We start from the raw sequence: 12,463 nt of genomic DNA on the forward strand, positions 1-12,463 counted from the left end.
CCGACTGCTCCCAACTCACGACGCGCTGGCAGAGCTGACACTAGTCCCGTGTCAGCTTGCGGTGGGTCACTCGGTGCGGACGCGCCGCTTCGACACCGAGCCGTTCCACCTTGTTCTCCTCGTATCCCCCGAAGTTGCCCTCGAACCAGAACCACTTGGCCTCGTTGTCCTCGTCGCCCTCCCACGCCAGGATGTGCGTGCACGTCCGGTCGAGAAACCAGCGATCGTGCGAAATCACCACCGCACAACCGGGGAAGTTCACCAGGGCGTTCTCCAGCGAGCTCAGGGTCTCGACGTCCAGGTCGTTGGTCGGCTCGTCGAGCAGGATCAGGTTGCCACCCTGCTTGAGCGTCAGCGCCAGGTTCAGCCTGTTGCGTTCGCCGCCGGACAGCACCCCGGCAGGCTTCTGCTGGTCGGGGCCCTTGAACCCGAACGCCGAGACGTAGGCCCGCGACGGCACCTCGGTCTGACCGACCTGGATGTGGTCCAGCCCGTCGGAGACGACTTCCCACACGGTCTTCTTCGGATCAATGCCCGCACGGGCCTGGTCCACGTAGCTCAACTTGACCGTCTCGCCGACCTTGACGGTGCCGCTGTCCGGCTGCTCGAGGCCGACGATGGTCTTGAACAGCGTGGTCTTGCCGACCCCGTTGGGGCCGATGACGCCGACGATGCCGTTACGCGGCAGGGTGAAGGACAGGTCCTTGATCAGGGTGCGTCCGTCGTACCCCTTGTCGAGGTGTTCGACCTCGACCACCACGGAGCCCAGCCGCGGCCCGACCGGGATCTGGATCTCCTCGAAGTCGAGTTTGCGCGTCTTCTCGGCCTCGGCGGCCATCTCCTCGTAGCGTTGCAGACGCGCCTTGCTCTTGGCTTGACGTGCCTTGGCCCCGGACCGCACCCAGGCCAGCTCGTCTTGCAACCGCTTCTGCAGCTTGGCGTCCTTGCGGCCCTGCACCGCCAGCCGCTCGGCCTTCTTCTCCAGGTAGGTCGAGTAGTTGCCCTCGTAGGGGTACGCGCGGCCGCGATCGAGTTCCAGGATCCATTCGGCGACGTTGTCCAAGAAATAGCGATCGTGGGTGACCGCCAGAATCGCGCCGGGATAGCCGGCAAGGTGCTGTTCGAGCCACTGCACGCTTTCGGCGTCCAGATGGTTGGTCGGCTCGTCGAGCAGCAGCAGGTCCGGTTTCGAGAGCAGCAGCTTGCACAGCGCCACCCGGCGCCGCTCACCACCGGACAGGTTGGTCACCGGATCGTCGGGGGGCGGACAGCGCAGCGCGTCCATCGCCTGCTCCAGCTGTGAGTCCAGGTCCCACGCGTCGGCGTGGTCCAGTTCCTCCTGCAGGCGGCCCATCTCCTCCATCAACTCGTCGGAGTAGTCGGTGGCCATCAATTCGGCGACCTCGTTGAAGCGATCGAGCTTGACCTTGATGTCGCCCAGACCCTCTTCCACGTTGCCGCGAACGGTCTTCTCCTCGTTCAGCGGCGGCTCCTGGAGCAAAATGCCGACGGTGGCCCCGGTGGCCAGGAAAGCCTCGCCGTTGTTCGGCTTGTCCAGACCGGCCATGATCCGCAAGACGCTCGACTTACCGGCCCCATTCGGACCGACGACACCGATCTTGGCTCCCGGGTAGAAGCTCAACGTGACGTCGTCGAGGATCACCTTGTCGCCGTGCGCCTTGCGGACCTTCTTCATCGTGTAGATGAACTCAGCCATGCCGCGGTATTGCCTTTCTGATCTTTGGCGAAATATCCCGCCGACCATCCTAGGCACCGCCGAGCATCGCTAGGCCGACAGTGGCAGGGCAGCCGAGTCGTCGGACTCGGCGCTGTCAGAAGCGTCGGTGTCCGCGGCGGCGTCGGCCTCGGCCGGCGTGGGTGCCGTGGCCTCCTCGGTGGTCGGGCCGGTGTAGCCCGGCTTCTCGATGCGCACGATCGTCCGCGACACATCTGGTCCCACCGATGTCGCACGCATCTCCAGCGACGAGCGGCGATTGCCGTCGCGGTCCTCGTACTCGCTGGTGTAGACGTGGCCCACGACGATCACCGGCGCGCCCTTGCCCAACGCCGCGCCCACTCCGGTAACCAGCTTGCCCCAGCAGTTGACATTGATGAACAGCGAGTTTCCGGGCTCCCACCCGCCATCCGCGGTCCGGCGGCGAGAATTGCTGGCCACCCGGAATTTGATGACCTCCTGGGTGCCGACCTGTCGGCGCTCGAGGTTGTTGACGATGTGGCCGACGACGGTAAGCGGTGTTTCGAACATTGACCTAATTTCCTTTCATTCGCGGGGTAGCGCTCGTGTCGGGTGCTCATTCAGCCCGGCTGCACCGACAGGCCGCGGGGACCCCGGAGTACTGGCCGGCGAGCCTGTGGACAAAGCCGCGACTGTGGATGGGCGGTCGGGCCGCGAGCGTAGGGGCCGTTCGCCTGCCGTCCAAGCGATTCCACCGCCCAGTCGCTGATCCCCCAGCAGGTCGGTGTGCCAGCTCAGACCCACCGATCGGTAGTAGGCGGCGCACGGTTCGGGTGCTCATCAGTTCGACGCCGAAGAACGCGTGCAGCGGCAATGACGCGAACACGACGGCGACTTTGGCCAGCGGAGGGATCGGCAGCGGTGTGGGTGGGCGGCCCGCTCAAGTCGTAGCGGCCGCCGTGCCGCCCGCCAGCATCGCGACGCCGATAACCAGGGGGGGCACCCGGACGGCCCGGCCGCCAACCGCGTTATTGGGCTTGGCCAGCCTGCCGCCCATGTTGCGCCTTGAATTCGCGGGCGACGAATCGATTTCGCGCGATCTGCTCGACATAGGCGAAATCCCGCAAAATGTCCCGCAATTCGCGGCGGAAAGCCTTCCGGCGCTCGGCGAGATCCGCTGCCGATGCGATCAGATCCTGATCGGCAACGACCTGGCGCGCGGTGGCGAACAGCAGCGTCGAAACCGACTCGCTGCTGCGCACCCGGCCCTGCGCCACGTACTGACGGCCCACCCCGAGAGCGGTCTCCGTCAGTTCCTTCTCGCCGACGCCGGCAGGGGCGTCGCGCAACACGTCCGCGACGATCTCATAGGCCTCGAAGAACACCCGCAACATCGCATCCGACATCAACGGCCTTTTCGCATACAGCATGGCTTCGATCTCGTCGCCCCCGGCAGCAAGATGGGCTTCCCAATTGTCGTGCCACGCCATCTCTTCGGCGATGTTGGCCCGAAACGACGTCGAATCGGCAAAATAGAAATCGAATTTCAACAGATCGCGCAACCGCGTCGCCTGGTCCCAGAAGGCCGCCACACGATCGCCCTCGGCGCGCCTGGCGTGCGCCAGCGCGAGTTCGACGATGGAGGTCTCCAGAAACGCGTGTATCACCGAGTTCCGGTAGAACGCCGCGGCGTGCTCATCGTCGGGGGCGATGTACCACACCGGCTCACGGCCGCTGTCCACTCGGGTGACCGGATGCCCGTTGGACAAGGCGTCCACCGCCGCGCGTACGCCGTCGCGCGAGCGCAGCCGTAACGCACTGGTGGACACCGGGGTTTGTTTTCGTTCGAGGTAATCAAGCGAGTCCTGCAAGGTGTGGTGCAGCTGATCGAGCGTCAACGCCACCCCGCGAGTGGTGAGCAGCAGCGCCGACACCAATCCCGTCGCTGTCACCGGCGTCGACTGCAGGATCCGCCACGCAACCTCGAACGACATCTTTTGCAGCGCAAGCCGTTTCGCGGCCTGATCAGAAGCGAGCGGCCCGTGCGGTGCGCCGAGGTACTGGCGCATAGAGACCGCCTCGGGGAAGCGGACGTAGATCTTGCCGTAGTTGCGTTCACCCTGCGCCTTGATGAAGTTGTAGAGCCAGCCGAATCCCTCGGGCGTCTTCTCGCCCCCGCGTGCGTAGGCGGCATATTCGGCGATCTCGTGCAGCTGGTCGAAGCAGATCGAAACCCCTTGCAGCAGGATGTCGTCGCTGCGGCCATCCAGGTACGCGTCCGCCACGTAACTCAGCAACCCGAGCTTGGGCGGCAACATCTTTCCGGTGCGCGACCGAGTGCCTTCGATGGACCAGCTCAGGTTGAACCGCTTCTCGACGACGTAGCCGACGTACTCCTTGAGCACGTACTTGTACAGTGCGTCGTCGCCAATATTGCGGCGGATGAAGATCATCCCCGCGCGGCGCATCAGGGGCCCCATCACGCCGAATGACAGGTTTACGCCGCCGAACATGTGCACTGGCGGTAACCGGTTGTCCTGCATGGCCACCGGTACCACCGCACCGTCGATGTAGGACCGGTGCGAGAACAGTAAGACCGCCGGATGAGCCTCCAGCGCGGCGCGCATTGCCGCGACCTGATACTCGTCGTAGTCGAATTCGGGGTCGAACCCGCGGCTGATCAGCCTGCCGAGGACGGAGATCAGGTCGATCGACACCTGGCTCCATCCGGTCGCGAGTTCGTCGAGCATTTTTCCGGCTTCCTCGACCGTCGCACCGGGGATCTGCTTAAGGCCGGCACGAAATCGCGCCGACGCCAACATCTCTGGCTTCACGAGCCGCGGAGACTTGTATTGCGGCCCCAGGATCCGGTATTCGGCCCGGGCCAACGCCAGGATCGCCCGGCGGGTGACGAACTGGGCGAAATCGCGCTCGTTTTCGCCGACGGTGGTGTCGCGCCACTGCTGACGCAATTCGGACACCTTGGCCGACTCGCCGGCCACCACCCGCGCGCGCAGCGGATCCGTGCGCAGGATGCGACGCTGCTGACGTTGGTTGGGGTGGTAGGGATCTCGACCGGGGAGCAGCGCGGCCACCTTGCCGGCCCTGCTGCGGTCCGCGGGGGGGAGCCAGAAAACCTGCACGGGAACGATCGAACGGTCTTCACCGGATTCGGCGCCCGACTCAAGCTGCTCGACCAGCGCTGTCAGCGCCATAGGTGGTGCATTGCGGGAGGGCAGCTTCAATATGTCGAGTCTCGCTTCTGGATTGCGGGCGCGCTGCTGGCGCAGCCAATCCATGACCAGTTCCAGTTCGACGGGAGTCTCCATGGACGCAAGCACCAGCGTGTCTTCGGCGGTGAGGACCGCGCTGGCGTCTGCAGCCGGTGCGGTCACGGCCGTCCTCTGGACCCAGAGCTCGAAGATTCGGAACTGGCGGTGGGCCGTTGTGCCGCAGCGTCTTTGAGATCGATCTTCGACGTGTTCGGGCTGGCCTTGGCCTTCGCGGGGGCCCTTGGCTGGGTCCGCTTCGCGGTCGTCTTCGTTGCGGACTTGGTCGCAGCCTTCTTCGTGCTGGTCCTGGTCGCGCGGGTCCGGCCGCCCTTCTTCGGTGCCGCCTTCTTGGCCCTGGCGTACAGCCCGACCTCGGGCAGCTCGTCGACCGGCCAGTCGGCCAGCGTGTCGAGGTACACCTGGCGCACCTCGGCGATGCGCTCCGGCAGCGTGTCGAGAGTCCAGTCGTCGACCGGAATCGGCGGGTACACCGCGACATCGACCGTGCCCGGATTGATCGTGGTGGAGTTTCGAGAGGCGACGATCTCCGCGTTGCGGATCACGATGGGGACGATCGGGATCCCCACCGCCATCGCGATGCGGAACGGCCCCTTTTTGAACGGCCCGACTTCCGTGGTGTCCAGTCGGGTGCCTTCGGGGGCGATCACGATCGACAGGCCCTTCTTGGCGCGCTCTTCCACGGTGTGCAAAGTCTCCACCGCGGCGACCGGATCATCCCGGTCGATGAACACACCGTCCAGCAATTTGCCGAGGGTGCCCATGATCGGGTCGCTCTCGAGTTCCTTCTTGCCCACGCCAACCCAGTTGTCACGCACCAGGGCACCGGCTATGACCGGGTCAACCTGGTTGCGGTGGTTGAAGATAAATACGGCCGGGCGCCGCGCGGTCAGATTCTCTTTCCCGATCACGTTCAGGTGCACGCCGGCGGTCGCCAGCAACATCTGAGAAAAGGTGGAGGTAAAGAAATTCACGCCTCGCCGGCGGCTGCCGGTTAGCAGACCGATTCCCACTGCGCCGGCCGCGACCGGGAACATGGTGCTGAAACCGGCAAGCGTTCGCAACTGCCGCCGGATACCCACGCCGCCGCGGCTGTTGAACTTCAGAATCGGCCAGCCCCGGCGTTTGGCGACGGCGGCCATCTTGCCTTCGGGATTGGTGGGCCGCGGGTTGCCGACCAGATACATCAGCGCGACGTCTTCATCACCGTCGGCGTAGAAGTAGCTGTCTTTGAGGTCGATGTCGTGCTCGGCCGCAAACCGCTGTACCGCAGCGGCTTTCCCGGGTCCCCACAAGATCGGCTTCGCCACGCCGCCGGTGAGCATCCCGTCTTCATTGGTCTCGAACTTGTTGGTGAGCGTGTTGGTAATCCCGAGGAAGCGAGCCACCGGATTCACCTGGATCGTCAGCGCCGACGAACTGAGGACCACGGTGTGGCCCCGAGCCACGTGAGCCCGCACCAGCTCACGCATTTCCGGATAGATCCGGGACTCGATCCGCTGGGCGAACAGTCGCTCGCCGATCTCCTCCAGGTCGTCTATCAACCGTCCGGCCAGCGCCGAGGACGCCTTCGAGATGAGGTCTTCGAACTCGATGCGCCCCAGCGTATGGTTCAGGCCGGCCTGAACCATACCGAGTAGCTCTCCCACACCCACATCGCGGCGCCGTAGGCGCTCCTGGGTAAGGATGACGGCGGTGAAGCCCGCGACCAACGTCCCATCCAGGTCGAAAAACGCACCGACCTTCGGGCCCGGGGGGCTGGCCATGATCTCGGCTACCGAGCCGGGCAGCCGCAAATCGCGGGACGGCTTGCGCGTCTCGCGTTGCGCTCCCTGCTCCTCTGCGGCGCTCATGAGCCCGACGCCGATCGGGACGCCGAATCGGCCGGCTCAGCGGTGAACGACGCCGGCACCGCACGTGGTGCCGGATCGCCGGCCAGCGCGAGGATTTCGTCGAAACCCTCCAGCAGGCATCGGGCGAACAACTCGTCGTCTCGCACGGACGCCCTGTCGTAACGCACGGTGATGGTGCACCACCCGCCGCGGGAAATCAGCACCACCATCATCGCCACACCAGGCAACGGACCAATGCCGTACTGCCGCAATATTTTTGCGCCGGCGATGAAGGTGTCTCCCGGGTAGACCGGGACATTGCTGGCCTGCACATCGGAGCCGATCACCGAACCGGTGATCCCTTCGAGCACGGCTGTCGGCAATATGCTCAGCACCGGCGCGATGGACCCGATGATGTTCATCGCGGGCTCATCGCGGCGCTGCGTCATCTGGGCACGGATCTTCCTCATCCGGGCCGCGGGATCGACGGTGCCCACCGGCGCGGCCAGGTTGACGCCGGTGAATCGATTGCCACCGGTCGCGTCGTCGTCGGCCCGCAGGTTCACCGGCACCGCCATCGGCAGCGTGCTGATCGGCACACCGAGGGCCTCGTGGTAGCGCCGCAAGGCGCCGCACAGCCCGGCGAGGTAGGCGTCGTTGATCGACCCGCCACCGGCCTTTGCGGCCTTGTGCAGGTCGGAGAGCGGGATGTCGATTGCCTCGGTGCGGCTGGTCAGGCTGCGCCGGCGCAGCAGCGGCGACGGCTCGGCGGCCCGGTTCATCACCCGGATCCCCGAAAGGGCGTAACCCACGATCCCCGAAACCGTGGACGCGGGGTCCAGAACCGCCCGCCCCGCCGCTGATACCACCCCGGATAAGGCGCCCAGGACCCCACCGACAAACGCGATGGGTAGATGGTTGATGCCCTGCCGCATCAATTCGTTGGGGGACAGATCCTGCGGAATGGGTTGCGGGGGCGTCGGCTTGGGCGGTGGGTCCCGCTCCAAGTCATAGATCTGCGCGAACATCTCGACGCCGCCGACGCCGTCGGTGACCGCGTGACTGACGTGCAACAGCGTCGCGGCCTTGCCGTCGGCAAGACCCTCGACCAGGGTGGCCGTCCACAGCGGCCGCGAGATGTCCATCGGTGACTGCAGCATCACCTCCGCGAGATCGAACACCTGGCGTAGCGTGCCGGGTTCGGACACGCGGACCCGACGCACATGGAAGTCCAGATTGAAATCGGGATCCACCACCCAGCGCGGTGCCGCCGTCGGCAGGGTCGGCACGACGACCTTTTGCCGCAGCCGCAACACTCGCCGGGAGGCGTTTTCGAACCGGGTGCGGAAGCGGTCCCAGTCCGGCGTGATGTCGAGGAGTTCCAGCGCCATGATCCCCGAACGAGTCCGCGGATTGGCCTCGCCTCGATGCATCAGGTAGTCGACGGGTCCAAGCTCGTCGGACAACCCGCCGGGTTCGACGGAGTCAACCATGGTCGCCACCTCGCGTGTAGTGGATAACTCGACGCGCCAACCTTGTCACCGCCGATCAAGCCTCCTGCCTCAGACCCACCCAGCCCGATTGCCAACACAACGCTAGTCCGGTTGACGCGCTGGTGAAAGCCGGTCACGGGTCAGTATTCACGCGCCGCCCCGGCGCCCAACAGTTTGCACACGACAAGCCCTGGCGCGCATATGAATTGGAACTGCGGGGGTATTGGCTTGCTCAGCTGGCCGGCGATGCCGACAGCGCCAACGGATCCATTCGCGAGCCGGGGCACCGCCCGTAGACCACACCCAGAAAGTCCGAGACGGCACCGGCGACTAGCCGAGATCGGGCGGTGGGAGCGATGTCGAAGGCGTGGTGAGCGTTGGCCAGCTCGGCATACGCCACCGTCGAGGCCCCCGCCTTTCGAAGCGCGGCGCAGAAGACCCGCGCTTGCGCGCTCGGCGCCATCGGGTCCTTGTCGCCGTGCAACACGAAGAACGGCGGCGCATCGGCGCGCACGTACGAAATCGGCGAGGCCGCCGTGAATCGCTCGGGCGCCTCAGAGTAGCGGGCCTTCATCACAAAGTGCTCGAGGAACGGCAGCATCATTTCATGCATGTTCTCGAAGTCGGTGAAGTCGTAGACGCCGTAGTACGGAGCAACCGCCTGCACCGTCGTGTCGGCGTCTTCGAATCCGGGCTGAAACTTCGGATCGTTGGGGGTGAGCGCGGCCAGGGAGGCCAGGTGCGCGCCCGCCGACCCGCCGGTGATGGCGATGAAATCGGGGTCGCCACCGTAGTCGGCGATGTTCTCGCGGACCCAGGCGATCGCCCTCTTGACGTCGATGATGTGCGCCGGGAACGTGCAGCGCGGGCTCTTGCTGTAGTTGATCGAGACGCAGATCCAGCCGAGTTCGACCATCCGGCTCATCAACGTGTAGGCCTGAGGGCGTTTGCCGTTGACGGACCACGCCCCTCCCGGGACCTGTATGAGCACCGGCGCCCGGCAGCCTGGCGCCTGGTCGGGACGCCGCCAGATGTCGAGCAGATTGTCACGGCCACCCGGGCCATAGGAGATGTCGGAGGTGTGCGCCGCGTACCGACGGTGGGGCCCGGACGGCAACAGCCCGCCGCGGCGCGCACCCCCGGAGGGATCCCCGGACGGACCGCCGGTCGGGTGATACACCAGATCGCGGAATTTGGGCCCGAAGGACTCTTCGAGCGCAGCGGTGAGAGCCTGGTCGGCTCGTTGGGCCGCCCAGGTGGTGGCAACCCGGCCGATCGCCGACGGTGTCATCCGGGACAACGCATGCCCGGTCACGACGTGCAGCGGAAACTCTGTGGATAGCCAGCCGGCAAGCCAACTGACCGCAAACGGCGAGCCCCGCAGCAGCAGGGCGCAGGCCCGGCAGGTATCTCTCGCGTCGGCCGCCAGCCGCGCTCCTTGCCGCAGCGCATGGGCGCCGGCCCGCGAGCACCGCGCAGTCACATCGGTCACACACATAAAACGCCATCCCTCGACGTCAGGCACACGCTTCGTTGCGGTTAACGGCTGTTTACCAGCCGGTGTTGTAGGTGTGTCGCGGCTCACACAATAACCGATAATTGGCTCAGCGGAAGACCTTTCGCGCGCGTGGTGTCGCCGGAATCCGTCGGTGACCGCCGTTAGATAGACTGACCTGCGCATTGCCTCCGTAGCTCAGGTGGATAGAGCAAGGGCCTTCTAATCCCTAGGTCGCACGTTCGAGTCGTGCCGGGGGCACTGGTCAGGGGCGGTTCGATCTCGGCGTGCGCGACGGCCCGCCCACGTCGCCGACTTGGGGAACAGCCAGTTCGATCGCCGGCGCATTGCGATCGCGCCGCCCCGCTGGTGCGGCGCTCGGCGGCGGATCGTAGGACCGCCGCCCCGCGGGCATTCGCCACCCCGCTGAGGGCAGCCCACGATCCGGTCGGGCAGGCCGTGCAATTTGGGCGGTACGCTTCGGTCGCGATGTGTCAGCATTGGTACGTGAACGCACGCCATTTCACTCGTTTGCTGGGTGTCGCGGTGGCGACGACCTGCGCGACGCTAAGCGCACCGATCGCCCCTGTCCCCGCCTCCGCTGCTCCCTGCCCCGACGTCGAGGTGACATTCGCCCGCGGCACCAACGAGGCACCTGGTGTTGGTGGGGTCGGACAGGAATTTATCGATTCACTGCGCTCGCGGGTTGGGGGTCGGTCCATCGGGGTGTATCCGGTCAACTACCCCGCCACCGAGGATTTGGCTCCGTCTGCATCCGCCGGTGCCAGCGATGCGAGCGCTCACGTTCAGTCGATGGTTGCGAACTGTCCCAGTACCAAACTTGTACTCGGTGGATATTCGCAGGGCGCGGGGGTGATAGATCTGATCACCATCGCCCGAGCATCCGTTGCGGGCTTCAACGCCGCGACGCTATCGGCGGACGAGGCCGAGCATGTCGCTGCGGTCGCCGTCTTCGGGAATCCGACGACCAGATTCCTCGGGGGGCCGATAAGCGAGATCAGCCCGTGGTATGGGGCGAAGGCCATTGACTTATGTGCGCCCGGCGATCCGGTGTGCTCTCCCGGGGGGCTGGCGCTGCCGACGCATGACGAGCTGTTTTCCCCGGAGCACCTATCCTATTTGCACTCCGGGATGCCCAGTCAGGCGGCGGCTTTCGTGGCGAGCCAGCTCTAACGCGCGCGGGAACGACTTACCGGTGAATACACCGCCGTCGGTGATCGGCTGCGGGAAAACGTCCGGGCGCCGACCCTCGCCCGAGGACACGATGTCGAGCTGCTGACCACGCCCGGCCCACGGGGTCACGCCCGCCCTCATGAACCCTGACAGCACGGAGGTGCCAGATGGTCCAGTCCGACCTTGTCCTGTTCAGCATCACCAATCGCGTCGCGGTCATCACCGTCAACGATCCCGATCGACGAAACGCCGTCACCGACGAGATGTCGACACGGCTGCGCGCCGCGGTGGAACGGGCCGAAGCCGACCCCGGCGTGCACGCCGTCGTGATCACCGGAGCAGGCAAAGCATTCTGCGCCGGTGCCGACCTGAGCGCCCTGGGCGCCGGCGCGGGCGGCGAGGCGGAACCGGGACTGATACGGCTCTATGACGGATTCATGGCCGTCGGCAATTGCAGCCTGCCCACGATTGCCGCGGTCAACGGCGCGGCCGTCGGCGCCGGACTGAACCTCGCGCTGGCCGCAGACGTACGCATCGCCGGCCCCGCCGCGCTGTTCGACGCCCGCTTCCAGAGGCTCGGATTGCACCCGGGAGGGGGTGCGACCTGGATGCTGCACCGAGCGGTGGGACCACAAGTCGCCCGCGCGGCCTTGTTGTTCGGGATGAGCTTCGACGCCGAATCCGCTGTGCGGCACGGCTTGGCGCTTTGTGTTGCCGACGACCCCGTCGGTGCGGCGGTGCAGCTGGCCGCCGGACCCGCGGCCGCGCCGCGCGAGGTGGTGCTGGCAACCAAGGCCACGATGCGCGCCACCGCAAACCCGGGGTCGCTCGACAACGAGCACCACGAACTCGCCAAGCGCTTAGAGCTTGGGCCGCAGGCGAAATCGATCCAGTCACCGGAGTTCGCCGCGCGATTGGCCAGGGCACGACGCAGATAGCGCCTAGCCGGCCAAGGCCGAACCAGGCTCAACTCTAAGCGGTTCGGTATTTGACGAAACCACTTGTGTAACCCGACTTGGCTCACGATTCGCAGCTCGGCATCATTGCAGCCCGCTGACCTGTGAGTTTGCTTCGTAACGCGTCGAAAATTGTGCACTAAAACCCGGCGCGCTGCTGGAGTCTTCATGGCGGGCCGGTCGCTCAGGAGCATCTGGACGCCAGGATAGCGAATCGCTGCCACTCCGGACTACGTTGGCGCGCAACATGACTCAATTGACCCGAATGCTGCTCCAGCCGTCTGTATTGCGCTCTAGCCACATCCGCAACACTGGCCTCTGCCGGAGGCGATGGTCGCCCTGCCCACCTACGCGCGACAACTCGGTTTCCGCAGGTCAACGCCACACCGAAACCCGCACGGCCACTAACAATTTGGGAACAACACCGCAGGTCATTCCTGAAGGAGCGGGGCCGGTCAAGGCCCGGCTGCGTTTGTTTTTGCTTTGTTTTGGGGCTTCCTGGTCCTG

At 65.7% G+C, this 12,463-nt stretch carries 8 protein-coding genes, 1 tRNA gene and 1 pseudogene; 3 read left to right on the forward strand and 7 right to left on the reverse strand.

The window, feature by feature from the left end; all coding sequences use genetic code 11:
• Positions 1-40: 40 nt before the first annotated feature.
• From ettA to lipQ, 7 genes and pseudogenes are all read right to left on the reverse strand, one after another.
• Positions 41-1,717 carry an energy-dependent translational throttle protein EttA gene (ettA, locus tag G6N24_RS12495; RefSeq protein WP_085162965.1) on the reverse strand — a complete coding sequence of 559 codons (1,677 nt, stop codon included), beginning with the start codon at positions 1,715-1,717 and terminating at the stop codon, positions 41-43.
• 69 nt (positions 1,718-1,786) lie between these two features.
• Positions 1,787-2,266: a single-stranded DNA-binding protein gene (locus G6N24_RS12500; RefSeq protein ID WP_085162966.1), complete on the reverse strand. Its 480-nt coding sequence runs from the start codon at positions 2,264-2,266 to the stop codon at positions 1,787-1,789.
• Between the two features lie 150 nt (positions 2,267-2,416).
• Positions 2,417-2,633: pseudogene (locus G6N24_RS12505) on the reverse strand (cytochrome c oxidase assembly protein); the annotation flags it as partial.
• Between the two features lie 91 nt (positions 2,634-2,724).
• The gene (locus tag G6N24_RS12510) at positions 2,725-5,091 is read right to left on the reverse strand and encodes a glycerol-3-phosphate 1-O-acyltransferase (RefSeq protein WP_085162967.1); all 2,367 of its coding nucleotides are present in this window, start codon (positions 5,089-5,091) and stop codon (positions 2,725-2,727) included.
• Positions 5,088-6,839: an HAD-IB family hydrolase/lysophospholipid acyltransferase family protein gene (locus G6N24_RS12515; RefSeq protein ID WP_085162968.1), complete on the reverse strand. Its 1,752-nt coding sequence runs from the start codon at positions 6,837-6,839 to the stop codon at positions 5,088-5,090. The genes G6N24_RS12510 and G6N24_RS12515 overlap by 4 nt, the downstream gene beginning before the upstream one ends.
• The gene (locus G6N24_RS12520; protein WP_085162988.1) at positions 6,836-8,311 is read right to left on the reverse strand and encodes a WS/DGAT/MGAT family O-acyltransferase; all 1,476 of its coding nucleotides are present in this window, start codon (positions 8,309-8,311) and stop codon (positions 6,836-6,838) included. Before G6N24_RS12520 ends, G6N24_RS12515 begins: the two co-directional genes overlap by 4 nt.
• A 232-nt stretch (positions 8,312-8,543) precedes the next feature.
• A complete protein-coding gene (gene lipQ / locus G6N24_RS12525; protein WP_085162969.1) occupies positions 8,544-9,809 on the reverse strand; it encodes an esterase LipQ in 1,266 nt (421 codons plus the stop codon).
• A gap of 184 nt (positions 9,810-9,993) precedes the next feature.
• On the opposite strand from lipQ, the gene G6N24_RS12530 reads away from it, so the two are divergent.
• From G6N24_RS12530 to G6N24_RS12540, 3 genes are all read left to right on the forward strand, one after another.
• A tRNA-Arg gene (locus G6N24_RS12530) sits at positions 9,994-10,067 on the forward strand.
• Between the two features lie 246 nt (positions 10,068-10,313).
• Positions 10,314-11,000: a cutinase family protein gene (locus G6N24_RS12535; protein ID WP_372514470.1), complete on the forward strand. Its 687-nt coding sequence runs from the start codon at positions 10,314-10,316 to the stop codon at positions 10,998-11,000.
• Between the two features lie 167 nt (positions 11,001-11,167).
• Positions 11,168-11,938: an enoyl-CoA hydratase gene (locus tag G6N24_RS12540; protein WP_085162970.1), complete on the forward strand. Its 771-nt coding sequence runs from the start codon at positions 11,168-11,170 to the stop codon at positions 11,936-11,938.
• Positions 11,939-12,463 lie beyond the last annotated feature (525 nt).

Source organism: Mycobacterium lacus, from assembly GCF_010731535.1.
Classification (GTDB): Bacteria; Actinomycetota; Actinomycetes; order Mycobacteriales; family Mycobacteriaceae; genus Mycobacterium; species Mycobacterium lacus.

Bases quoted from the DNA above. Each gene is read 5' to 3' on its own strand.
- ettA (WP_085162965.1), bottom strand. From the start codon at position 1,717: ATGGCTGAGTTCATCTACACGATGAAGAAGGTCCGCAAGGCGCACGGC.
- G6N24_RS12500 (WP_085162966.1), bottom strand. From the start codon at position 2,266: ATGTTCGAAACACCGCTTACCGTCGTCGGCCACATCGTCAACAACCTC.
- G6N24_RS12515 (WP_085162968.1), bottom strand. From the start codon at position 6,839: ATGAGCGCCGCAGAGGAGCAGGGAGCGCAACGCGAGACGCGCAAGCCG.
- G6N24_RS12520 (WP_085162988.1), bottom strand. From the start codon at position 8,311: ATGGTTGACTCCGTCGAACCCGGCGGGTTGTCCGACGAGCTTGGACCC.
- lipQ (WP_085162969.1), bottom strand. From the start codon at position 9,809: ATGTGTGTGACCGATGTGACTGCGCGGTGCTCGCGGGCCGGCGCCCAT.
- G6N24_RS12540 (WP_085162970.1), top strand. From the start codon at position 11,168: ATGGTCCAGTCCGACCTTGTCCTGTTCAGCATCACCAATCGCGTCGCG.